23 protein-coding genes are annotated in these 25,080 nt (G+C 30.8%); 10 read left to right on the forward strand and 13 right to left on the reverse strand.

What is annotated here, in order from left to right:
- Positions 1 to 5 precede the first annotated feature (5 nt).
- The 3 genes from J1D01_RS10260 to J1D01_RS10270 are packed head-to-tail and all read left to right on the forward strand — an operon-like array spanning position 6 to position 2,453.
- Positions 6 to 878 carry an ion transporter gene (locus J1D01_RS10260; protein WP_372937616.1) on the forward strand — a complete coding sequence of 291 codons (873 nt, stop codon included), beginning with the start codon at positions 6 to 8 and terminating at the stop codon, positions 876 to 878.
- On the forward strand, positions 871 to 1,776 hold the full coding sequence (gene miaA / locus J1D01_RS10265; RefSeq protein ID WP_421150733.1) for a tRNA (adenosine(37)-N6)-dimethylallyltransferase MiaA: 906 nt from the start codon (positions 871 to 873) through the stop codon (positions 1,774 to 1,776). The genes J1D01_RS10260 and miaA overlap by 8 nt, the downstream gene beginning before the upstream one ends.
- Positions 1,776 to 2,453: a GNAT family N-acetyltransferase gene (locus J1D01_RS10270; protein WP_421150734.1), complete on the forward strand. Its 678-nt coding sequence runs from the start codon at positions 1,776 to 1,778 to the stop codon at positions 2,451 to 2,453. The genes miaA and J1D01_RS10270 overlap by 1 nt, the downstream gene beginning before the upstream one ends.
- 70 nt (positions 2,454 to 2,523) lie before the next feature.
- Here the strand turns inward: J1D01_RS10270 and J1D01_RS10275 are convergent, their stop codons facing one another.
- From J1D01_RS10275 to J1D01_RS10290, 4 genes are all read right to left on the reverse strand, one after another.
- Positions 2,524 to 5,040, reverse strand: coding sequence for a hypothetical protein (locus J1D01_RS10275; protein ID WP_421150735.1), 2,517 nt, complete (start codon positions 5,038 to 5,040; stop codon positions 2,524 to 2,526).
- A gap of 115 nt (positions 5,041 to 5,155) precedes the next feature.
- Positions 5,156 to 6,673: a hypothetical protein gene (locus J1D01_RS10280; RefSeq protein WP_421150736.1), complete on the reverse strand. Its 1,518-nt coding sequence runs from the start codon at positions 6,671 to 6,673 to the stop codon at positions 5,156 to 5,158.
- Between the two features lie 12 nt (positions 6,674 to 6,685).
- Positions 6,686 to 7,264: a hypothetical protein gene (locus J1D01_RS10285; RefSeq protein ID WP_372937612.1), complete on the reverse strand. Its 579-nt coding sequence runs from the start codon at positions 7,262 to 7,264 to the stop codon at positions 6,686 to 6,688.
- Complete coding sequence (locus J1D01_RS10290) at positions 7,248 to 7,799, reverse strand: RNA polymerase sigma factor (protein ID WP_421150737.1); 552 nt, start codon at positions 7,797 to 7,799, stop codon at positions 7,248 to 7,250. The genes J1D01_RS10285 and J1D01_RS10290 overlap by 17 nt, the downstream gene beginning before the upstream one ends.
- Positions 7,800 to 7,950: 151 nt before the next feature.
- On the opposite strand from J1D01_RS10290, the gene J1D01_RS10295 reads away from it, so the two are divergent.
- Both J1D01_RS10295 and meaB read left to right on the forward strand, forming a co-directional pair.
- Positions 7,951 to 8,529 (forward strand): DUF2911 domain-containing protein, encoded by a 579-nt coding sequence (locus J1D01_RS10295; protein ID WP_372937610.1) that lies wholly within the window; start codon positions 7,951 to 7,953, stop codon positions 8,527 to 8,529.
- A gap of 50 nt (positions 8,530 to 8,579) precedes the next feature.
- On the forward strand, positions 8,580 to 9,656 hold the full coding sequence (meaB, locus tag J1D01_RS10300) for a methylmalonyl Co-A mutase-associated GTPase MeaB (protein ID WP_421150738.1): 1,077 nt from the start codon (positions 8,580 to 8,582) through the stop codon (positions 9,654 to 9,656).
- On the opposite strand, the gene J1D01_RS10305 is transcribed toward meaB, so the two are convergent.
- From J1D01_RS10305 to mnmA, 6 genes are all read right to left on the reverse strand, one after another.
- A complete protein-coding gene (locus tag J1D01_RS10305) occupies positions 9,653 to 10,225 on the reverse strand; it encodes a phosphatase PAP2 family protein (RefSeq protein ID WP_421150739.1) in 573 nt (190 codons plus the stop codon). The two genes, meaB and J1D01_RS10305, sit on opposite strands and share 4 nt — an antisense overlap.
- A gap of 18 nt (positions 10,226 to 10,243) precedes the next feature.
- The gene (locus J1D01_RS10310; RefSeq protein ID WP_076696994.1) at positions 10,244 to 10,471 is read right to left on the reverse strand and encodes a hypothetical protein; all 228 of its coding nucleotides are present in this window, start codon (positions 10,469 to 10,471) and stop codon (positions 10,244 to 10,246) included.
- A gap of 5 nt (positions 10,472 to 10,476) precedes the next feature.
- On the reverse strand, positions 10,477 to 11,853 hold the full coding sequence (locus tag J1D01_RS10315; RefSeq protein ID WP_421150740.1) for an MATE family efflux transporter: 1,377 nt from the start codon (positions 11,851 to 11,853) through the stop codon (positions 10,477 to 10,479).
- A 276-nt stretch (positions 11,854 to 12,129) separates the two neighbouring features.
- Positions 12,130 to 13,074, reverse strand: coding sequence for an NAD(P)H-dependent flavin oxidoreductase (locus J1D01_RS10320; protein ID WP_421150741.1), 945 nt, complete (start codon positions 13,072 to 13,074; stop codon positions 12,130 to 12,132).
- Positions 13,074 to 14,681, reverse strand: coding sequence for a S8 family serine peptidase (locus J1D01_RS10325; RefSeq protein ID WP_421150742.1), 1,608 nt, complete (start codon positions 14,679 to 14,681; stop codon positions 13,074 to 13,076). The genes J1D01_RS10320 and J1D01_RS10325 overlap by 1 nt, the downstream gene beginning before the upstream one ends.
- Before the next feature lie 25 nt (positions 14,682 to 14,706).
- Positions 14,707 to 15,894, reverse strand: coding sequence for a tRNA 2-thiouridine(34) synthase MnmA (mnmA, locus tag J1D01_RS10330; protein WP_372936049.1), 1,188 nt, complete (start codon positions 15,892 to 15,894; stop codon positions 14,707 to 14,709).
- Positions 15,895 to 16,066: 172 nt separating this feature from the next.
- On the opposite strand from mnmA, the gene J1D01_RS10335 reads away from it, so the two are divergent.
- Positions 16,067 to 17,464 (forward strand): fasciclin domain-containing protein, encoded by a 1,398-nt coding sequence (locus tag J1D01_RS10335; RefSeq protein WP_421150743.1) that lies wholly within the window; start codon positions 16,067 to 16,069, stop codon positions 17,462 to 17,464.
- A gap of 218 nt (positions 17,465 to 17,682) precedes the next feature.
- Here J1D01_RS10335 and J1D01_RS10340 read toward each other — a convergent pair whose 3' ends face one another.
- The 3 genes from J1D01_RS10340 to J1D01_RS10350 form a co-directional block, all read right to left on the reverse strand.
- On the reverse strand, positions 17,683 to 18,390 hold the full coding sequence (locus tag J1D01_RS10340; protein ID WP_421150744.1) for a toxin-antitoxin system YwqK family antitoxin: 708 nt from the start codon (positions 18,388 to 18,390) through the stop codon (positions 17,683 to 17,685).
- 114 nt (positions 18,391 to 18,504) lie between these two features.
- Positions 18,505 to 20,400, reverse strand: coding sequence for a membrane protein insertase YidC (gene yidC, locus J1D01_RS10345; RefSeq protein WP_372936054.1), 1,896 nt, complete (start codon positions 20,398 to 20,400; stop codon positions 18,505 to 18,507).
- A 72-nt stretch (positions 20,401 to 20,472) separates the two neighbouring features.
- Positions 20,473 to 22,110, reverse strand: coding sequence for a CTP synthase (locus J1D01_RS10350; RefSeq protein WP_372936056.1), 1,638 nt, complete (start codon positions 22,108 to 22,110; stop codon positions 20,473 to 20,475).
- Positions 22,111 to 22,416: 306 nt separating this feature from the next.
- Between J1D01_RS10350 and J1D01_RS10355 the strand changes: the two genes are divergently transcribed.
- From J1D01_RS10355 to J1D01_RS10370, 4 genes are all read left to right on the forward strand, one after another.
- Positions 22,417 to 22,956, forward strand: coding sequence for an RNA polymerase sigma factor (locus J1D01_RS10355; RefSeq protein ID WP_372936058.1), 540 nt, complete (start codon positions 22,417 to 22,419; stop codon positions 22,954 to 22,956).
- Between the two features lie 11 nt (positions 22,957 to 22,967).
- The gene (locus tag J1D01_RS10360; RefSeq protein ID WP_421150745.1) at positions 22,968 to 23,366 is read left to right on the forward strand and encodes a hypothetical protein; all 399 of its coding nucleotides are present in this window, start codon (positions 22,968 to 22,970) and stop codon (positions 23,364 to 23,366) included.
- On the forward strand, positions 23,359 to 23,610 hold the full coding sequence (locus tag J1D01_RS10365) for a hypothetical protein (protein WP_372936062.1): 252 nt from the start codon (positions 23,359 to 23,361) through the stop codon (positions 23,608 to 23,610). Before J1D01_RS10360 ends, J1D01_RS10365 begins: the two co-directional genes overlap by 8 nt.
- A gap of 137 nt (positions 23,611 to 23,747) precedes the next feature.
- Positions 23,748 to 25,070 carry a TolC family protein gene (locus J1D01_RS10370; RefSeq protein ID WP_421150746.1) on the forward strand — a complete coding sequence of 441 codons (1,323 nt, stop codon included), beginning with the start codon at positions 23,748 to 23,750 and terminating at the stop codon, positions 25,068 to 25,070.
- Positions 25,071 to 25,080: the final 10 nt, after the last annotated feature.

Consider the following 25,080-nt stretch of genomic DNA (forward strand, 5'->3'; position numbering starts at 1 on the left):
TGAATATGGCAAACTCCACAAAAACACCTTGGAAATCTAAACTTCATGAAATTATTTATGAAGCAGACACTAAAGAAGGTAAGCTATTTGACGTTATACTACTATTTGTAATTATAGCTAGTATAATACTGGTAATGATAGAAAGTGTTGAAAGCTTGGACGCTAAATACCATACGTTTTTAAATATTTCTGAATGGATTATAACCATACTATTTACCATAGAATATATTATTAGAATTATTACAGTTAAAAAACCTTTTAAGTACATTTTTAGCTTTTATGGTATTATAGATTTGCTATCAACCATACCAAAATACATTTCGCTTTTAATAGGAGGTGTTCATGCCTTAGCTGCTTTAAGAGCATTACGTTTGTTAAGGGTTTTTAGAATATTAAAACTAGCCAGATATTTAGGGGCTTCTAACAAATTAGTTAACGCCATAAAAGCTAGTAGAGCTAAAATATCTGTATTCCTTTTTGCCGTTTTAATTGTAGCTATTATATTGGGTACCATTATGTATTTAGTAGAAGGTGAAGAAAATGGGTTTACTAATATTCCTAAAAGCGTTTATTGGTGTATTGTAACCCTTACTACAGTTGGCTTTGGTGATATTGCTCCCCAAACAGCTTTGGGACAACTTTTAGCTTCTTTAGTTATGATTTTAGGATATGGCATTATAGCTGTTCCTACAGGTATAGTATCGGCAGAATATACCAATCAAAGCAACACAAACAAACCTGATGAGAAAAAAAGTACTGAAAATAACAAAACTAGTGTTTCTACCAACTCCCAATGTTGCCCTAATTGCTTAAATCAATCTCATAGAGACGACGCACAATTCTGTTATAAATGTGGTTATAAATTACATCATGACTAATTACTTAATTTCTGTAATAGGCCCTACAGCTATTGGCAAAACTGCTTTAAGTATTAAGCTAGCGCAATATTTTAATACTGAAATAATATCTGCAGATTCAAGACAGTTTTTTAAAGAAATGCAAATTGGTACAGCAGCGCCTACTAATAAGGAATTGGCAGCCGCTAAACATCATTTTATTCATAATAAATCTATACAAGAAAATTATAGTGTAGGTACGTTTGAAAAAGAAGCTATACAAAAATTAGACACCCTTTTTAAAAAACACCAAATTGTAATTATGGTAGGTGGCTCTGGCTTGTATGTTGATGCTGTTACAAAAGGCTTAGATAATTTTCCTGATGTTAATGGCTCTATAAGAGAGCATTTAAATGAAAAACTAAAAAATGAAGGCTTAGAAACACTTCAAAATCAATTAAAGAATTTAGATAAAGCTTCTTACAACACCATTGCAATTGATAATCCGCACAGAGTAATTCGTGCTTTAGAAATTTGCATTGGTACTGGCAAACCCTATTCATCATTTTTAAATAAAGCCAAAGCAAAACGGCATTTTAAAACTATTACTATTGGGCTTACAGCCGATAGAGAAATTATTTATAACAGAATTAACCAACGTGTAGATATTATGCTGAAAATGGGCTTATTAAAAGAAGTGGAAACCCTTATTCCTTATAAAAACTTAAACGCTCTAAATACCGTTGGCTACAAAGAACTTTTTAAATATTTTGATGGCGAATGGACTTTAGATTTTGCAGTTTCTGAAATCAAAAAAAACACCCGTAGGTTTGCCAAACGTCAACTCACTTGGTTTAAAAAAAATGAAGATACCTTGTGGTTTGATTACCAATCTCCAATTGAAAATATTATTGAAGAATTAAATATTTTGCTTAAATAATGTCATATTCTGAAGCGCCTTTAGATAATCCCGTTTGGTTTGCATTATCAGACACACACTATAATGAATGTATTAACTACGGAAATGTAAAATTTTACCACCCAGACTTTACTCCCTTTGGGGCTTTTATAAACAATGAAGATACTAGTGATGCTATAGAAAAACATGCACATTTATTAGATAATTTTTTTATAGTTGGTAATAAACCTAAACTACCAAATACATTTAACCTTAAGAAATATGTAGGTTTACAAATGATTATTTATAATGAAATTAATATACCTATCATAGAAAATATTGTTGAGCTAAGTGAAACTCATTATAAAGATTTGATAGATTTGGTAGGTTTAGTATACCCACATTTTTTTAAAAAGAAAACAAATTTATTAGGTCGATATTACGGAATTTATAAACAAAACAAACTAGTTGCTGTTACAGGAGAACGATTTAAAACAAAACATTTTACCGAAATTAGCGCAGTAATTACCCACCCAAATTATACAGGAAATGGCTATGCAACACAATTAATTGGACATACTGTAAAAAAAATATTAGAAAAAGATAAAATCCCTTTTTTACATGTAGACGAAACCAACTTGGGGCCGATAAATTTGTATAAAAAATTAGGGTTTAAATTAAGGAGAAAAATGTTTTTTTGGCAAATAAGTAGATCTTGAAGAACTTTCAAAAAATTTTAAAATAAAGAGAAAAACACCTAAAAATGTGTTTTTCTCTTTATTTTGAAAATTACTTCTTAACAGTAACTACAATTTGTGCTGCTCCCTTTAAGGAAGCAAACGGACTTTCTGGACAACCAGTAAATAAATGATTTGGTGTTCCTATAGATTGAAACCTAATGTTTTCAAAGGCATGATACACCCCTTCTGATGTTAATTCTCTACTTTCAGGAGTCCAAGATTCACTTCGTCCAATTACTGAAGGTGTTGTACGATGACTATATTCTAGAATTGTTGCTTGATAATTAATAGCATTTTCTATAGCATTTACTTTAAATACCACATAAGAGCCACAACTTGTATAAAGATCTCCAACTTCTGGCCCCCAAGATATATACTCAGCGGGAACAACAAAATATAGTTTCTCTTCATCGTTTTTAATATTTACTTCTGCAGATATTTCATCATATAGTTCATAACCACTATTGGGTTCTGATTTTAATTTACCATAAATATGAGCACTTACACTTTCAACACCATGTTCAACATCTTCATCTAAAGCTTTGTAGTTTATCACATTACTATTATAGGTTGTTATTGTTTTATCGCCTCCTGAAAATGTTCCGTAAATACCAGAGGTTCTCCATACAATTTTATAATCTAACTGTGGGTTGTTAGTAACATCTTCTGTATAATCTGGTCTTAAAATCTTTAAATTTAAACTAGAATTTCCATTAATTGTAGCTCCATCTGGAAGTATTTGGTATTTATACGGAAGTACTTTCATTGCTATAGTATCACTTCCTACTAAATCTAAATTAGCTCCCTGCTTAACATATACTTTGGTAATTAAAGTTTCTTCTGCATTTTCTGGTAAATCATCATCATCTATTTCAGATAAATAATATACTTCTTTATCACTACTTTGAAAACTAGATCCTTCATGTCCTTTAGTATCAAATATTTTACCATAAGTTCCTGTTACCTCCCAATCATAAACATAAACCTCTCCACTAGCTAATGATTTGTTCTTTACAATTGCCTCAATATATGTTTTAATATACGGAAAGGCTATAGGTTCTTGTGGTTCTAGAGTAACTGGGTCTTGCTTTGCTTTTACATCCCATTCTTCTAAATAGTTACTTTTTGCTGTACCAGCTATTATAGTTAAATAATCTGATAATTTTAAAATTTTATCTGTCCACTCTAAATATTTATTGAGTCCATTAAATTTATTTACTATTTCTTGTGAGTCTTTTAAAATAGCAAGATTATTACCATTTGAAATACTTATTTTATAGTTTAATAAACCATCTCTAAACGCTTCAATTAAATCGTCTTTTAACTCTCCAATTGCATTACCATAAAATGATTCAAAGAAACTTGAAACTGCGGTTTTATAATCTCCTTTTTTAAGAGCTTCAAACGTTGCTGGTACTGAATTAACAATAGTATTTAATGTTTTTGTAAAATGTTCAAAATGTTTTTCATTTACCTCATCAAGTAATTTTGCTTCACCAACAAGATCCATAAAAGCAGGTAAAATATAATCTAAAGCTAAAGTTTCATAAATAACTTCATCTAGTTTTTCTCTTTCAGTTAAGGTAAATTCTTTTTCATTTACAATAGCATAGGCAGGCCCTACAACTCTTACTTTATAATTAGCGTATTCTTCATGATCTTCTAAGTTTAATTCTAACGGTTCTGTCTCTGTTCTGAAAAACTCTACACCAACACCACTTGCCCAATCTCCTATAATACCTAGAAACTCTCTTTTTGCCTTAATAGGTTTTATTTCTATATCCTTTACTGCAGCAGCATTAGTTGAAACAATATCAGAAATTATAACTTGTTCAGTATCCTCATATGGTTTTACCTTGGTTTTATATAAAAAAGCGTGGGCTCTTCTTCTAAAATCGTTAGCAATTTTTATATTCAAACCGGTATCTTCAAATACTTGAATGCCACTTCTAACATCGTTAGCATCAACTAAAACACTTCGCATTGCCATGTTTTCAATGTCATCGTTTCTAATTAGCTCTAGTTTTTCTTCAAACCAAACAAAGAATTCATTTGAATTTAAAAAGTTTGAATTGTTTTTAAAAGCTTCTTCAAACTCATTTACAGTATTTTCAAAGTCTTTTAATGATGATGATTGTTTAAAATATTCATCCTTTACTGGTTCATTTAAAAAATATGTGCCTAAACCATAATAATATAAAGCTTCTAATGTTGACGCTACCGATATTTCAGAATTACCCTCATGTATAAACCCAATTAAAACAGGTTTTTTTTCTTGGTTTACTAAAATAGCTAAGGATCTATTTTCACTGGTATGCGGTATAGACACCTTACCTCCACTAGAAATACTTGAATCTTCTAAATTTGAAATAACAGTTAAGTCTTGGGTAGTTATATTAGAGCCATCTGGAAGAATAACATTGATTTCTGTATAAGTTAAATCTTCATTTAAATCTTGGGTTTCATCGTTATCTACACCATCATCTTTTTTACAAGAGCATATAATAATGAGTAAAAAGACAGAAAATGTTAAAAGGAGTTTGTTAATTGTTACTAGATTTTTCATAATTTATTTTTATTATTTAATCTAGTATCGGTATTCTATTAAAATGTCATCAAATATTTTAAAATTTTTGATTTAAATAAAACACCGTTAATGGTAAAAAAGAAAAAGGATAATTCTATTTCATAATCACATTGCTGTATTTAGCATTAACCACAATACTTTTTCCGCTACTTAAATTTCCTGTTGAAAAAGTTGATGTATTGTAACTCTCTTTTTGCGGATGGCTAATACGCGATCTATTTCCTTTATACTGCAAATTATAATTCACTTTTGGTAGTGCTATAATAGCATCACAATTTTGAATAATAACATTTAAATTAGTGAAATCATCATCTATTCGTAAAATATTTAAATCTCCTATATTGCCGTCAATAATAGCATTTCCTAACAAATTATCTATAGTAACATTAGATGAGTTAGAATTTAAAACAAGATGTTTTACATTATTCAACTCTACTGTTTTTGCATAATGTAAATTTAACTCTCCTAAATTCCAGTTAGTTACATACACTGGTGAATATGAAGCACTAATGGAAGTTGTCCCTCCATTAATGCTATTAGCTGTTAGTTTGGTATAGGCTAAGTCTGCCCTTAAATTATCAATATTCGATGCAAATTCAATTTCACCATGTCTTACATTTACCTTTAACTTAGCGCCTTTTGGCATTTTAATCTTAATAGTTTTTTTAACTTTAGAATTGGTATCTTTATTAACTAATTTTTCAATTAAAACCTTTCTTTCTTTTGCTAATTTTTCGCGCTTTTCTTTTTCTATTTCACGCTTTTCTAAGAGTTTTTCTCTCATAGCTTCACGTTTTTCAAGTGCCTTTTCTCTTGTTTCTTGGTGTTTTTCAATCTGTTCTGCTTGCTTTTCCATTTGTTCTGCAAAACGTTCTCCCCAAGCTTCCATACGTTCTTCAAACGCTTTACTGTCCCAATTGTTTTCAAAGCTTTTAGCCCATTCTTCCATTTTTTTTCCGTATTTCTCTCCCCATTCTTTTCCAAACTTTTCTCCCCATGCTTCCATTTGTTTTGCATAGTCTTCACCATAAGCAGATTCAAACTGTTTAGTATATTCTTCTAAATATTTTTCACCATTTTTTTTATAGGCTTCATAATCAAACTGAAAACTTTTTACATTTTCAGGCAAAGGAGGTAACTCTGGCATTTCTGGTATTTCTGGCAACTCTGGAACCTGAGGTACTTCAGGCATTTCAAAACTAAAATTTATCTCTGGTATTTCTGCCAATTCATATTTTAATTCTCTTAATACGGCATTAATGGCATCATAATCATGAGGTGCTGTTCTATATACCCATTTAGCATTGCCAGAACCTATGGCATTAATTACTATTTCATTGCTTGATGCATCTACATCTACATTCCAGTTTTTTATAGCGTTTTTTAATTCTTCACTACTTAAATTTTCACCTTCAACATAGGCTTCAATTTCAACAGTATTTTTATTCCAAGTATCAAAAACAATATTGCAATAACTTGTATTTAAATGTATTGTTACATCTTTATCTACTTTTATAGATTGTGATACTTTGGTTTGTTTCTGTGCATATAAACTACCAACGGTAAAAAAGGTTACTATTAACAATTTAAATTTTATAAGTGATCTGTTCATTTTTTGATTTTTTTAGATTGATTGTTTAACGCCTTCTGTTGCTATCTTAGAAGATGTTAATTCTTTTAATTGAGATTTTAAACGATATAATAAGTTTAAACGCAATTTTAAATTATCTATTAAGGCATTAACAGTTAACTCACTGGGGCCAGATTCTGTTAATTCTAAAGACAATCTTTTATACTCTTTATCTAGTTCTGCTAATTGTTCTATATAACCGTCAAAAAGGTCTTTAGTTTCTGGTGTGTATTTAATTTTAGAAAGTTCTAAATTAATACTTGCTAAATAATAGTCTTCAACCTTTTTTAAACCTGGTGATATATCTCCTAGAGTTTTGGTTTCAATACTTTTGTTTGCTACAACTTTTGTTGGTTCTTCAATATTCTTTTTGGTAAAATACTTATAACCTCCAAAAGTTAAACCAATAACCACTACTATACTTGCCGCTATCTGCAACCATCTAAAACTTGATTTTCTGGTTTCTGGAAATGCTTTATCTAATTTTTTAATAAAACGTTCCTGATGGTTTTTAGGCATCTCTTCTTTTGTTATTTTATCATTTTTAAATAACTCTCTAATATCTTGTGCCATGATTTTTAAGTGTTAATAGTTCTTGTAATTTTACTTTTCCTCTAGATAATTGCGTTCTAGATGCCACTTCAGAAATGTTTAAAATTTCTGATATTTCTTGATGATCATAGCCTTCAATTAAATACAACATAACTACATATTTATATTTATCTGGTAGCTTATCTATAGCTTGTTTTACATCATTAATTGTAATGACATCATCTACTAACCATTTGTTGTTAACGGGAGTATCAATTACTTTTAGGTGCACCTCTTCTAATTCAACAAGTTGTTGTTTTTTAGATTTTAAAAAGTCTATACTCTTGTTAACTACAATACGTTTTAACCAAGCCCCAAAAGTAACTTCTGCTTTGTATTGATGTAGTTTAGAAAAAGCTTTAATAAAGGCTTCTTGTACTACGTCTTCAGCATCATTAGCATCTTTTAAAAACCTTTTAGCTACAATATACATACCATCACAGTACTGGTTGTATAACTGCAATTGAGCTTTTCGGTTGTTTTGTTTACATTGCTCAATAATGTTAACTTTAAACATACTAATGTTTCTTTTGGTCTAAGTTAGTTCGTTTTAAAAGACGATTAAAAAATTGAAGTGTTGCAAAAAATTAAATTTTTCTTAAATAAATATTAAAACTGGTTAATTAAACGTTAGGGTTATAGTAATTATAAGTTTTTAAAGTATATTTATGTCGAAAAAAAAGCTCTCTATGAACGCCTTCTTAAAACGTGTATTAATTTTACTTTCTATAATAGCTTTAGGTCTATTTTTATATTCTGTTTTTGTTGAAAATATTTTTGAAAAACGCCTAAGTCCTAAAGATACTGTAAAATTTGAACTGAATGATTTAAGACTTAAAGTTTTCTATAACAGACCTTATAAAAAAGACAGAGAAATTTTTGGGGCTCTTGTTCCTTATGATAAGGTATGGCGAACAGGAGCAAATGAAGCTACAACATTTGAAACCAATAAAGCGCTTAAAATTAATGACATGGTTTTACCTGTTGGTAAATACACGTTATGGACGGTACCTAAAGATTCTACATGGACAGTAATGTTTAACTCTAAACAGTACGAATGGGGTGTAGATTCTGAAATGAACCCAATGTGGGATCCTAATTATGACGTTATAAATGTTGAAGTTCCTGTTCAAAAACTAGAAACTGTAGTAGAGCAATTTACCATAGCTTTTGACAACTCTACCGATAATTTATATTTAACCATGGCTTGGGATGATGTTAAAATTGCTATTCCCCTAAAAAGTTAAATACATTAGCTTTTTGAATTGCTTATCTTAGTAGAAACATTTGCAAACTAGTGGCAAAATCAAAAAAAACAGCACTACAAGAAACAGATGGTGTTTCTATTTCAGAAATTACCAATAAAGATTCTATAAAAAAACTCAATAAAAAAAGGCACACCAATATTGATACTGAAGCCTTAATTACTTCTATTTTAAATAAAGATATAGCTGCTTTAAGTAGAGCTATAACCTTAGTTGAAAGTAAAAACCCTAAACATTTAAACAAAGCTAATGCTATTATAAAAGCCTGTTTACCTTATGCTAATAAATCTGTTAGAATTGGTATTACAGGAGTGCCAGGTGTTGGAAAAAGTACGTTTATAGAAACCTTTGGAAAACACTTAACCAACTTAGGAAAACGTGTAGCTGTATTAGCTATAGACCCAAGTAGTTCTCTTACAAAGGGAAGTATTTTAGGAGATAAAACACGTATGGAAGCTTTAGTAAGAGACAAAAACGCTTATATCCGTCCGTCTGCTTCTGGAGATTCTTTAGGAGGTGTTGCCAGAAAAACTAGAGAAACCATTACCCTGTGTGAAGCGGCAGGTTTTGATGTTATTATTATTGAAACTGTTGGTGTAGGTCAAAGTGAAACCACCGTACATAGCATGGTAGATTTCTTTTTATTACTAAAACTTGCGGGTGCTGGCGATGAATTACAAGGTATTAAACGTGGTATTATTGAAATGGCCGATGCTATTGTTATTAATAAAGCAGATGGTGATAATTTAAAAGCGGCAAAACTAGCAAAAACTGAATTTACCAGAGCACTCCACCTCTACCCTGAAAAAGCATCAAACTGGCAACCAAAAGTTACCGTTTGTAGTGCTATTGAAAATAGAGGTATAAGTAGTATTTGGAATATTATTTCAGATTATGTTAAAACAACTACAAAAAACAATTATTTTAATGCAAAGCGAAATGAGCAAAATAAATACTGGCTTATTCAAACTATTGAACAACAACTAAAAGCCGATTTTTTTAATAATCCTAAAATTAAGGAGGAATTACAAAAACAATTAAAACTTATTGGAAATAATAAAACAACGCCTTTTGCCGCAGCTGATTATTTGCTAAACTTAAATACCTAAGTAGTTACGTAACGTTTTAATAAATATTTAGATAATTTATAAAAGATAAACCCAGAAATAGCTCCGAAGGTTAAGCCACAAATAATATCTGTTGGGTAATGTACTCCTACATAAATTCTACTATAAGCAACTACAGCACTCCAAAACAATAGAATGAAAATAGCATTTTTATAATATGGTCTAAGTAATAAACCTGCAAAAACCGCAGCAGCCATAGAGTTTGATGAATGCCCTGAAAAGAACCCATATTTACCACAACGTACTGCTATAAAACGCATTTGGTCTATTAACCCTGCTTCATCTCTACATGGTCTAGGTCTTTCAAAACCTCGCTTAAATACATTTGTTATTTGATCTGTAAATGTTATCATTAGGGCTACAACAATTACAAAAACTAATAATGATTTTAATCCATATTTTTTATACAGTAAAAATAGCAATAATCCGTATAGCGGAATGAATGTAAGCTTATCTGTAATAAGCAACCAAAGCCAATCCCAACTTTCTGTTCCTAAATTATTTAAGTATAGAAATAACTCTGTATCATACTTTAAAATTTTCTCTAACATAAAAATAACATTAAAATACTATTCATCATATTTTTCAATTTCTTTATCATAAAACTCGGTAGCTAACTTGATAGCATTTTGAGTTTCTGTTTCAAGTTCTTTTTGGTCTTCGGCATCAAAATCTTCAAACCACTCAACCTCATCATTTTCAAGATTGATTATAAATCTAGGAAATTCTGTATGAATTACATAAATAGCATTTGGATAATCTGTATTATCACCAAGTATAAATTTGGGTAAGGACATAATTTCTATTCTTTAGTCAAAATTAATCTTTTAGTTAAATAATTAAATCTAATATACAACAAAATAGCTGCTGTTGATAAACCTGATAATAAGCCTAACCATATACCAAAACTACCATAAGCTGCAGATTTTCCTAAAAACCAACTAACGGGAAATCCTACTAACCAATAGGATACAAATGTAATAATGGTTGGTATTTTAACATCTTGCAAACCACGTAAGGCTCCTAAAACAATAACCTGAATACTATCACTTACCTGAAAAATAGCGGCTGCAACCAATAATTTAGAAGCTATACCAACTACTTCGGTATTATCTGCTAAGTTTTTAACATCATTAAAATCTACATACAACTTGGGTAAATAATTGTGTAAAACTAAAAACAAAAGGGCAAAACAAAAGGCAAATACTACACCTAATAAAAATATTGAAAAGGCAATTCTTCTAAGCTCAACATAATTCTTAAGCCCTTTTTGATTTCCTACTCTTATCATTGAGGCTACACTTAATCCTGTAGCCACCATAAACGTCATAGACGATAAATTTAATGCTATTTGATTTGCTGCTTGTGGATTTTTACCTAATAGACCACTTAACCAAATAGCAGCAGTAAAAATAGCTACCTCAAAAAACATTTGCATAGCACTGGGTGTACCTAAATTAATAATCTTTCTAATCATCAATTTATTAAGAACTAAAAACTTAATATTTGTTACATAAGCTTTAGATTTTTCTTTGCCTCTTAAAAGAAGCCATAAATAACCAACCATTATAAACCTTGAAATTAGCGTTCCATAAGCAGCACCTACAATACCCATTACAGGAAAACCAAACTTTCCAAAAATTAAAATATAGTTTAATATAACGTTTATAATGTTAGCTAAAATTGTAGCATACATGGGGTATTTGGTCATAGAAAGTCCATCACTAAACTGCTTAAATGCTTGAAAAACAATTAATGGGATTAATGAAAATGCTACCAAATCTAAATACGGAATTGCTAACTCTACAACCTCAAGTGGTTGTTTCATTAAATACATTAGTGGTTTTGAAAAAAATAGTACTAGAAATAAAAACACTCCTAATACTGTGCACAAAAAAAGCCCATTTTTGAATGAAGATTTTCCTTTAGAAAAGTTTTGCTCTGCATCGGCTTCGGCAATTAAAGGTGTTATTGCTGTTGAAAAACCAATTCCTAAAGACATGGCTATAAACATAAAACTATTCCCTAATGATACAGCTGCTAATTCTGCAGTTCCTAACTGCCCTACCATAATATTATCTACAAAACTAACAAAGGTATGCCCCAACATACCTAACATAACTGGTGCTGCTAATTGCCAATTGTACCTAAATTCTTTTGTGTAGTTTTTTAATTGCATTTTGCAAAAGTACTCTTTAGCTTTTGCATTAGCCAACTTTAAGATTTAGATTGAAAATATATGTTATTAACATATGTTAATAAGTTAAGGAAACTTTATAGTTTGCAGGTATTTATTTTTCTTACATTTGCCCGTCCCAAATCAGCTATAACAGCTATTATATTAGAGGAACTGAAGGTTTTTATTTTATTAGGGATTAAATATTACTTATGAAGTTTCGATATAAAAAAGGAGGAAATAATTTCCTCCTTTTTTATTTTTATATAGACGTTAAATTTATTTTAAATTATGCAATTGGTTTTTAGCTTCTTCAAACTCTGTAATAATTTCTTTTACTATTTTATTAACGGGTTTAATATCATGTATTAGTCCAGAAATTTGTCCTATTTCAAGTTCACCTTCATCTAAATCGCCTTCAAACATACCTTTTTTTGCTCGCGCTCTTCCTAAAAGTGTTTTAAGTTCATCAACCGTAGCTCCTTTTTTGTACAACTCTTGAACCTCATTATAAAACTTATTCTTTATTAATCTTACAGGTGCCAGTTCTTTTAGAGTTAGTTGAGTGTCTCCTTCTTTAGCATTAACAACTGCATTTTTAAAGTTAATATGTGCAGAACTTTCTTTGCTAGCTACAAACCTACTACCAATTTGCACACCATCAGCTCCCAAAACCATACATGCTAACATTGCTTTACCTGTTGCAATACCTCCTGCCGCTATTAACGGGATTTGTATTTGCTCTTTCACCATAGGTATTAATGTTAGCGTTGTAGTTTCATCTCTACCATTATGTCCTCCTGCTTCAAAACCTTCGGCTACAATAGCATTTACTCCTGCTTCTTGTGCTTTTAGTGCAAACTTAACACTACTTACTACATGTACAACCGTGACTCCTCTTTCTTGTAACCAATGCGTCCACGTTTTAGGATTTCCTGCAGAAGTAAACACAATCTCTACTCCTTCTTCAATAATTATATCCATAATCTCCTGAATGTTTGGATATAACATTGGCACATTAACACCAAAAGGTTTATTGGTAGCTTTTTTACATTTTTGAATATGTTCTCGCAATACCTCTGGGTACATAGACCCCGCACCAATTAACCCTAAAACCCCTGAATTACTAGCTGCCGAAGCTAAGCGCCAACCACTATTCCAAACCATTCCTGCTTGAATTATGGGGTATTCAATTTGGAACAAATCTGTAATTCTATTGGACATTATTGTTTAACTATTTTAAAGACTTTAGATTCAACTTTTACTAAATATATACCTGCTAACAATGAAGACATATCTATAAAATTATTTTGACTTGTAATATGCGAAGTTGAAATATGTTTACCCAAGATGTTAAACAGAGAAACAGTTAGTGGTGATTTTATATCAAAATTACTATTAATAAAGACTTTATTTTTTACAGGATTTGGATGTAAACTGTAATGATATGTGTTTTCATTATCTGCAGATAACACCTGAGAGTTATATGCTGATAATAAATCTGGTATTCCATACCCTAGATAATAATCTGGTGTAGTATATTGTGATGCCGATTCACGGACTAACTGCATAATTTCAGCGTTAGTTTTATTTGGTAAAGCTTGCCATAAACAAGCAATTGCCCCCGCCATAATGGGTGAACTAAAAGATGTACCATTAACTGTTGAAATAACATCATTCTCATTAATTACAGCACTTGCTTCCCCTTGAGCCACAACATCTGGTTTTTGTGAGGGTTGCGTGCTATTACCAAGTGAACTAAAATATGCATAAGTTCCTGAAGAATTAACAGCTCCAATAGAAAGTACTCCTGAAGCATCAGCAGGTGCCCCTACTATACCCCAACTGTCACCTCCTGAATTACCTGCAGAAGTTACTAACAGCATACCTTTTTCAAATGCAATGTTAGCTCCTTTGGTTATAAAGGCTGTATTACCATCCATTTGAGATGTCGTGTAATTATAATTTGAATTATCATATGTTGTATATCCCAAAGACGTATTTATAATATCTACGCCTAAACTATCGGCGCGTTCTGCTGCTTCTACCCAATAACTTTCTTCTATGGGGTTTTCACTTCCAGCATCTTCGGTAATAAATAAATAATACTCTGCATCTGGTGCTGTTCCTACGTATTGATTTTCAACATAACCAGCCATAGCACTTAAAACTAAAGTTCCATGGTTATCTTCTAAACTATTGTAAACATCAGTATCTCTATCTACAAAGTCATACACCTCTTTAACGTTTCCTGCATTATTTAAACGGTCAAAACTAGACATATTATCAACATTAGGGAATCCTGCATCTAAAACCGCAATCTTCACACCAGTTCCCGTATAATTTAATTCATGTAGTTTGTCTCCATTAATCATTTGAATTTGATTTAAGGCACTGCCATAATTAAATTCTGTTAAAACGGTTTTAAGTTTATCAGACTTATTTTGTTTTGTTTCTTTCTTATTATTTAAACTTTTGTCTGCAAAATCTATATAATCTACAAAAGAAAATGTAGTTTTTAGGTTATTTATATCTTGTTCTGTACCTCTAACATGTACTGCATTAAACCATTTTGATTTTGCCATCACGGTTATTCCTGTAGCATTCTTTAGTTGGGTGATATAAGATTCGTTTACAGGGACATCGCGTTCATCAATAGCTACACCATGGGCATTTTTTCTATCTATTGCTTCTTGTGTTAAGATTAAAATTGGATTAGAAATAGATGATTGAACATTCTCTTTATCTATTAAATAAACCCAGGCATCTTCTTGAGATATAAGTATATTTTGAGCACACAGTAGTATTAAAAAAAGTAATTTCTTTTCCATTTTAACGTTTTTGATTAAGTGCAATTTACGAAATTACTCCAGAACCTATTAATTCATTATTAATATACCATGCAGCAAATTGCCCTTCGGTAATGGCAGATTGTAAGTTTTCAAACTCAATATAAAGTCCATCATCTACTTTATACAGCTTTGCTTTTTGTAATGGTTGTCTGTACCTGATACGTGCTTCAACATCCATTGTTTCATCTGTAGATAAGGTTAAATCTTCTCTAATCCAATGCAATTCTTCATTAGTTATAAAGAGTGCTTTTTTTAGCAACCCAGGATGATTTTTACCTTGCCCTGTATATATTATATTGTCTTCAACATTGGTTTCTATAACAAATAATGGTTCTGGTGTACCACCAACCGCTAGTCCCTTTCGTTGTCCTTTAGTAAAATAATGTGCTCCTTGGTGTTTACCTACCACTTTACCATTATTTAAAGAATAATTCAATTTTCTTGATAAAAAACTCAGTTCTTCTTCTTTAGAATTAAATTCATGTATTTCCTCTTCATATAAAGGCTCATCTGCAGCTACTTCAACAATTACTCCTTCTTTTGGTTTTAATTGTTGTTGTAAAAAGTCTGGTAATTTTACCTTACCAATAAAACACAACCCCTGAGAGTCTTTTTTTTCGGCAGTAACCAAATCTAGTTTTTTTGCAATTTCTCTTACTTCTGGTTTTGTTAATTCTCCTATCGGAAATAAAGCCTTAGATAATTGTTCTTGTGATAACTGACACAAAAAATAAGATTGGTCTTTATTATTATCTGCGCCTGCAAGAAGTTGATATATCTCTTTCCCTTCTTTTGTTATAGTTCCTTTTCTGCAATAATGTCCTGTTGCCACATAGTCTGCTCCCAATTCTAAAGCAATATCCATAAAAACATCAAACTTTATTTCTCTGTTACAAAGCACATCTGGATTTGGGGTTCTTCCATTTTCATACTCTTTAAACATATAGTCTACTATACGCTCTTTATATTGCACGCTTAAATCTACCGTTTGAAATGGAATACCTAATTTTTCCGCAACTAACATAGCATCATTACTATCATCTAACCAAGGGCATTCGTTTGATATGGTCACAGAATCATCATGCCAGTTTTTCATAAACAAACCAATAACATCATACCCTTGTTCCTTTAATAAATAAGCAGCAACACTAGAATCTACTCCTCCTGAAAGTCCTACTATAACACGTTTCATGATAATTAAATTAAGGCACAAAGATACATATATTACATAGAATATGTGCTTTAAAACAAGTAAAGCAAAACTATTTTGTTTAATTATTTTTACATTTAATGAAACAAAATTTTTATTTTTGTTTAACTTTTTTATATATTTGATAAACAAAACAAATAAAACTATGAATATTATGAAAACATTAACAGCATTAACAAACATCATGTTATCAGTTATGATAACATTACTATCATTTTCTTGTGATAATGATGATGACACAGTAATTGTTGATCCAGAACCAACAAATACCATTGTAGAACTTGCACAGGCAACACCACAACTATCAAGCTTAGTATCTGCTTTAATTAAATATCCTGACCTGGTAACCCTTTTAAGTGAGAGTGGAACTTACACAGTTTTTGCACCAGATAATAATGCCTTTGATGCATTGTTAACTGCCATTGGACAAACTTCCATTGATGACATTCCTGAAGATGTATTAAAAAACGTTTTACAATATCACGTATTTACAGCAGCTGCAGTAGAAGCAAGTGCTGTTACAACTGGTTCTATCTCTATGGCTAATGGTGAAGAAGCAGATTTATTAGCCGAAAACAATGGTGTTTCCATCAATGGTGCAACAGTTACCACTGCAGACGTTGAAGGAACAAATGGTATAGTACATATTATAGATAATGTTATAGTTCCGCCTTCTATATTACCTATAGTGGGCACTATTGTAGCTCCTGCTTATTTTAATAAAGATTTTACAACATTAATTGCTGCCGTACAAAATGCAAACACAGACATTTTAGGATTACTCTTAGGTAATGGTTCTAGTGATGAAGGCTTAACTTTATTTGCTCCAACTAATGCTGCTTTTGAAGCTGCTGGAATAACAGATGTTAATGGTGCCGATGCTGTTTTAGCATATCATGTTATTGATGGTACAATTATGGCTTCAATGCTACCATCTACAACAGGTGCTGCTGCTAGCGTACCTACATTAGGAAGCGAAAACATTCATATAACAAATGCTGGTGGAGATGTATCTATAAACGGAATATCTACTGTTGTATTGACCGATATAGTTGGTTCTAATGGTGTAGTACATGTTATTGATAGAACTTTAATACCTCCAACCCAAACTATAAACGAAATAGTAGGTGATTTTGCAGGTGGTAATCCTGCTGAATTTACTCTTTTAGCTGCGGCTCTTGCAAGAGCTGGTTTAGCAGACTTTTTTGCAGGTGATGGTCCATTCACAGTATTTGCCCCTGTAGATGCTGCTTTTGAAGCTGCTGGATTAGATTTAGCAACAATAAATGCTTCAGAGCCTTCGGTAGTAGCTGGCATACTAACCCATCATGTTGTTAAGGCAAATTTAAATGTTTTCTCAACAGATTTAGTAGATGGTAATGTAACCATGTTAAACGATCAAGATGTTACTATTAGCCTTAGTAATTTATCTGTACAAGATGCTGCAGGCTCTAATCCAGCGGCTGGTTTAGTACCAAGTCTATTAAATGTTTTAGCAACAAATGGTGTTATACATGTTATAGATAAAGTATTGTTACCTAGTAATAATTAATAAAATTAAAACAGCGACATAAATAATATGATGGTACAAGCAACTTTAAATGACACGTACAATTTACAAACATTATCTCGCTGTTAATGTAATAAAATTGTATAACCAAAAACAATATTTAAAGTTGCCACCATCATAAAAAAAGAAAATACATTTGGTTAGTTGTTATAGACTATATTTTATCTCTCTATTAAATTGTCTATATAAATAAAAGCTTCCTACTTAGGAAGCTTTTTCTTTTCATATTTCGATTTTGGAGTAAAATCTTTTTCTTCAACTAATTTGCCGTTTTCGTAATATTTCCAAATGCCGTGTTTTTTATCATGCTTATAAGTTCCTTCTATAATTAACTCGCCTTTAGTATTGTAAATTTTAGACGCTCCATGTAATTCATCATTCTCATATACAAAACGTTTTAAAACAACATTATTAATTGAATACCAGATAGCTTCTCCTTCTAACTTACCATTAACATAATTTTTCTTTTCTGCTATTTTTCCATTAGAATAATAAACAAAACGTTCACCATCAAGATTACCATTTTCATTATAGTTCTCTAAGGTCATTATTTTGTCAGAAGTATTATGGTAGTATTTCCAAGTTCCTATATACTTTTTACCATCCATTTCTCCTTCACTAATAATTTTACCCTTAGAAGTAAAAAACTTAACTAATGCTTTATTATTATTTTCATTAAACTCTTTGGTGGCTGTTAATACAGCTTTACCTCTAATATTTTTATAAAATTTAAAGGTTCCTATTTCTTTTCCATGATTAAATTCACCCTCATAACGAAGTACTTTAGTGTCTTCAAAATTCTTTTTCCAAACACCATGGCGCTTACCATTTTCATCAAATTGATTAATATTTTGTGCTAATACAGAAAAAGAAAGAAATAAAATTATAATCAAATGTAATTGCTTCATAAAACAAGTTTAAATGGTTATAAATTTAAGTTCATTATTAATTATTAAATACAAAACGAAATATATATTTTGAAATTGTATATAACAAAAAAGCTGCCAAAAGGCAGCCTTAAATTATTTTTTTCTTTTTTGTTGTGCTTGTTTTTGTTTTTCGGCTTGCTCCATCATTTCTTTCATTTTAGCCTGAAAACGACTTTCTTTTTTTGGTTTTTTCTTTTTCTCTTGAATTTGAGCATGAATCTTATCTTCATCAAGAATATAGTTTTTGATTACCAATATAATTCCAATACTAATTAAGTTAGAAATAAAATAGTACAAACTTAATCCTGATGCGTAGTTATTAAAGAAAAACAACATCATTATTGGAGAGAAATACATCATGTATTTCATCATTTTTGCCATATCTGGCATACCTTCTTGTTGTGGTGCTGTTTGTACATTCTGACCCGTAGTTAAACGCATATAGAAGAAAATTGCTATAGATGCTAATAAAGGAAATAAACTAACGTGGTCTCCATAAAATGGTATATTAAAAGGAAGGTTTGCAACCGTATCATAAGATGACAAATCGTCTGCCCACAAGAAACTTTCTTGTCTTAACTGAAATGCCGATGGGAAAAACTGAAATAAGGCATAGAATACTGGCAATTGAATTAAAGCTGGGATACAACCTGCTAACGGACTTGCACCTGCCTTTGTTTGTAAGGCCATAGTTTCTTGTTGCGCTTTCATTTTATTGTCTTTGTACTTCTCGCGTATAGCATCTAACTCTGGTTTTAAAATTTTCATTTTTGCCTGAGATAAGAATTGTTTATACTGTACAAAAGACAAACATATTTTTACCAAAATAGTCATAACTACAATAGCAATTCCGTATGGCATAAAGCTTCCCAAAAAGCTAAATAAGGGCATAAATAAATAGCGATTTATCCAACCAAATATACCCCAACCTAGTGGCACCATTTCATCTAAATTCCTATCATAAGCATTTAAGGTTTTAAACTCACTTGGGCCATAGTACCAATCCATATTATAATTAAGTTCACCTCCTTTTAGCTCTAATGGAATTTTTGATGTAAACTGTTTTGTGTAAATGGTATCAACTGCTTCATCTTCAACTAAATTTTTTGAAGTAATATGCGTTGTTTTAAATGGTGTATCTGTTAATAAAATAGAAGAGAAAAAGTGTTGCTTATACCCTATCCAAGTAACATCTTCAAGAGTTTCATCGGCATCACGCATACCTGTGTAATCATCTTTACCGCCTTCATATTCATAATGAATATCGGTATATCTATTTTCATATGAAATACTTTTGGCATGACGATATCCTTTATGTTTCCAATCTAAATTAATTTCTTGAGAACCATTTATAACATCACTTAGCCCTTGAGAACGGATGGTAAAATCCATCATATAATCACCATCTTTCAACTCATATCTATATTCTAAAAATTTACTTTCAGATACCTTTAGTTTCATAGAAACCACCGTGATATTGCTATTTTTTGTAATAGTAGGTTCAAAATACAAATCTTGGGTGTTTAAAATTCTACTATCGGTTGTTCCGAAATTAATATTAAAAGAAGCGTTGTTATCTTTTATAAGGTAAATGGGTTGTTCTCTAAAATCTACAAATTCTTTTAGTCTAACCTCTGAGAGGTATCCGCCTTTATTATTAAATTTTAAAGCTAGTAAGTCACTTTCAACAATAGTTTCTTCGTCTGAAGCTTTTAAAGCTGAATAAGCAAATGCTCCTAACTTATTTTTTAAAGCAATTTGTTGAAGTGAATCTGCTTGGTTTCCAATAACGTAATCTGAAACTGTAGCGGTATTGGTTTGATCTTGTTGATTAGCTTTTTGTTCTGCTTCAACTTGTTCTTGTTTTGCTTTTTCTTGTGCTTCAAGTTCTTCTGGTGTTGGCTGATTTTGCCATAGCATATACGCTAATATCCCAAATATAAGTACAAAACCAATTATTGAGTTTATGTCTAACTTTTTTTCTTCCATGTTATCTTTTAATTAAAAACAAATCCTGCTAAAGCAGGAATGATTTATAGCCTATCAATAAACTATCCAATTTTAATTTTGTGCCATACTGACACCTTTTTGCTTGCTTTTATATTTTAGAGCTGCAGCAACAAACGCAACAAATAAAGGGTGCGGATTAGCCACCGTACTTTTATATTCTGGGTGATATTGTACACCAACAAACCAAGGATGTTCTGGTATTTCTACAATTTCTACTAAACCAGTATCTGGGTTTAATCCTGTAGCAATCATACCAGCTTCTTCCATTTGTTGTTTGTAATTACCATTAAACTCATAGCGGTGTCTATGACGCTCTTTAATGGTTTCTGCTTTATAAATATCTCTTACTTTACTTCCTATTTTTAAATTACAAGCCCAAGCACCTAAACGCATAGTCCCTCCTTTGTCTGTAATAGATTTTTGTTCTTCCATTAAATCTATTACTGCATTTTTAGATTCTGGATTCATTTCGGTAGAATCTGCATCTTTAATTTTAAGAACATTTCTTGCAAATTCTATAACTGCCATTTGCATACCTAAACAAATACCTAAGAAAGGAATGTTGTTTTCTCTAACAAATTTTACTGCATCAATTTTTCCTTCAATACCACGTTCTCCAAATCCTGGTGCCACCAATACACCATCTAAATGCGATAATTTTACTTCAATATTATCACTATTTAAATATTCTGAATGAATAGACTCTACATTTACTTTTACTTCATTTTCTGCTCCTGCATGAATAAAAGCTTCTAAAATAGATTTATAAGAATCTTGTAACTCAACATATTTACCAATTAAACCAATGTTTACTTCTGTTTTAGGGTTTTTATGACGCTTCACAAATTCATTCCATCTATTTATATTTGGTTGTGAACTTTCAAGATTAAGCTTTTTTAAAACTACTTTATCTAAGCCTTCTTCTAACATTAAATTTGGTACATCATAAATGGTTGATGCATCTATAGATTGTATAACAGCTTCTTCTTTAACATTACAGAATAATGCTAATTTTCTTCTTAAATCTTTAGGTAAATCGTGCTCGGTTCTACAAACCAATATATCTGCTTGTACCCCACTTTCCATTAGGGTTTTTACACTATGTTGCGTTGGTTTGGTTTTTAACTCACCTGCTGCTGATAAATATGGCACTAATGTTAAATGTACTACTATACCATTGTTTTCGCCTAAATCCCAACGTAGTTGACGTACTGCTTCAATATATGGTAAAGATTCTATATCACCTACAGTTCCGCCAATTTCGGTAATTACAATATCATAATCACCAGAATTTCCTAAAAGCTGAATACGATGTTTTATTTCATCAGTTATATGAGGAACTACTTGTACCGTTTTACCTAAAAATTCACCACGTCTTTCTTTTTGAATTACACTTTGGTAAATGCGTCCGGTGGTAACATTATTAGCTTGACTTGTAGGAACATTTAAAAAGCGCTCATAGTGTCCTAAATCTAAATCTGTTTCGGCACCATCTTCAGTAACGTAGCATTCACCATGTTCATAAGGATTTAATGTACCCGGATCTACGTTAATGTATGGGTCTAATTTTTGAATAGTAACTCGGTAGCCTTGAGATTGCAAAAGTTTAGCTAGAGATGCTGCTATAATGCCTTTTCCTAAAGAAGATGTAACCCCTCCGGTTACAAATATGTATTTTGTACTTGTCATATTGCGCTTATAAACGCAGGCAAATTTACAAAATTAATATAGTTATAAGTAAATAACTTTTTAGTTATTTATGGTTTCTTATTAACAAAAAAGTTAATAAAAATTCTTTCTTTTTTGGTTTGCTTGCTTTAAAAGCTATTATCTAAATAATATCTTGAATATCAAAAGTTTTCATAAAAATTTAATTGATTTTTTTTTGAAACATTTTCTCTTCACAGTCGTCCTAATAAAAAATACAAATTAAAAATGCAATAGATTAAAAAAGTTGCGTCTTTATAATTGAAGCACCTTTAAAAGTGTTTTTAAATGAATCATCAATCAGAAAACAGTAAAAAGCTTAATAAGTTTTTTAGTGAGGAATACGCTTCTCTTAAAACTTATGTAAGCTCAAACCTTAAAGCTAGCATAAATAAAGATGCTGAAGACATCATACAAGATGTTGCATTAAAACTATTTGCTAGTGCTGATAGGTATTCGCCCATAAATAATGTTGCTGGTTTTGTTTATAGAGCCATAAAAAACAAGGTTATTGATGTTATGAGAACATCAAAAAACAATAGAATTAATTATGAAACCCAAAACGAAAATAAACTAATTGAATTTGCTTCTATTATTTATGAATCTGCCGATAATTCATACCCTGAACAAATGAAAGATGCCTTAAAAACTGCCATAATAAACCTAAAACCAGATTACAGAAATATAATTTTAGCCATAGATTTTGAAGGCTACACATATAAAGAAATAACAAACGAAACAGGAATTCCTGTTGGCACATTAATGTCTAGACGCCACAGAGCCATTTCTCAATTATACAAAACTCTAAAAAAAGAAATTAATTATTAAAAAACACAGATATGTCTAATTACTTTAAACACAAAATGCGCGGTAAATCTCCCGGAGAGATTGCTGGAATGATACTTTTTGGAATTATTGCTATAACCGGTTTAGCCATACTTTTTGGCTTTATAATTATGTGGTTATGGAATTGGTTAATGCCCATGATATTTGGCTTAACAACTCTTACCTTTTGGGAAGCAGTAGGTATTTTTATTCTCTTTAAAATATTACTTGGCGGCTGTGGAGGTTTTGGAGATTCTGGCAAAAAATCTTCCAAATCACATAAAAAAGATAAAAAATGTGAAACCGAATTTTCTAAATGGAAACATTACGACGATTTCTGGAAAGAAGAAGGTAACCAAGCTTATGAAGCTTATATAGAACGTAAAACTAAAAAAGAAGAAAACAATGATTAGTCCGTTTTATCACAACAGAAAAAAAAATATTAGAATACATATACTTAAAACAGATATTAACACTAAAGTTGCAATTAATACCATTAAATTACTTTTTAAATCGCATCCTGGTATTATAAAGTGGTCTGTAGATTTAGAAGATATTGACAAGGTTTTAAGAGTTGAAACCAACCAAACACTAGATAAAAATGACATTATAGAACAAGTCTCTGCAAAAGGTATTTATTGTGAGGAATTAGTATAAAAACTATTATAATAAAAGAAAAAATCCCATAGATAGAATTTCAATTTCCGTCGATACAATAACTACAAACTTCCATTACCTTATTATATAAGGACTAATTGTTTCAATTTTGAAGTATCAAATTAAAAACTTTAAAAATGAAACAATTTTTATATACTATTTGTTTTACACTTGGCAGCTTGAGTTTAATAGCTCAAGAAAGCCAAGTAAAACAATGGACCTTCCAAGAATGCTTAGAATATGCCATAGAACATAATATTACTATAAAAAATGCGGCGTACACTACAGAAACAGCTAATGTAACACTTCAACAATCTAAAGATAGCAGGTTACCAACAGTAAGCGCAAATGCTTCTCAAGGTTTTAAAAACGGACAATCTATAGATCCCATTACAAGCGATTTTGTAGATGAGCAAATTAACACTACTAGCTTTGGCATAAATGCTTCAGTAAACCTATTTCAAGGAAATCAAATTAAAAATAAAATTAAACAAAACAAATTACTTGCAGACCAAAATAGTCTGTATTTAGAAGAAGCAAAAAACAGTATAAAATTAAGTTTAACTCAAGCCTATTTACAAGCTCTATATGCCAAAGAAGGTATTGCTGTAGCAGAAAAAACTTTGGAAGCATCTACTAAAGAGGTAGAACAAGCCAAAGCTAGATTAGATGCCGGTAGTATAGCTATGCAAGATTACACCGATGCTATTTCTCAAGAAGCAACAAATAAATACAGTTTAATTGAAGCTAAAAATAATTACGAACAACAAATTATTGCTTTAAAACAATTACTAGAATTAGAACCTGAAGTAGAATTTGATATTGTTGCTCCTAATAACGAAACTTACACAGCACCAATTTTACCAAACAAAATTACAGTTTATGAAGCTGCTTTAGGAATGTTACCAGAATATGAAGCAGTAAAATTAAATGTAGATGTAACAGAAAAAGATCTAGATATAGCTAAAGGTAATTATTTACCAACGCTTGCTTTAACAGGTAGTTTTGGTACAGGTTACACAAGTACACAAAACATGAGTTTTTCAAACCAGCTTGATGGTAATTTAAATCAAACCTTAGGCCTGTCATTAACAATACCTATTTTTAATAGTTTTCAAACAAAAGCCGAAGTACAAAAAGCTAAAATAGCTATAGATCAGTCTAAGTTAGAAATTATAAGTCTTCAAAAAGAAATTTATAAAAATGTAGCAACGGCTTACCAAAATGCTTTGTCATCTCAAGAGCAATTAGAAGCAGCAAAATCAGCCAGTAAAGCTGCTGAAGAATCTTATAAACTGGCGCAAAAGAAATACGATTTAGGAGCTTTAAGTACTACCGACTTAGTAGTTAGCCAAAATACATTTACTAACGCACAATTAAATTATTTACAAGCAAAATACTTAAACATTTTATATAACCAATTGTTACAATTCTATCAAGGTAACGCTATAACACTTTAACTATAGATAT

The sequence above is a fragment of the Seonamhaeicola sp. NFXS20 genome (assembly GCF_049132085.1).
Lineage (GTDB): Bacteria > Bacteroidota > Bacteroidia > Flavobacteriales > Flavobacteriaceae > Seonamhaeicola.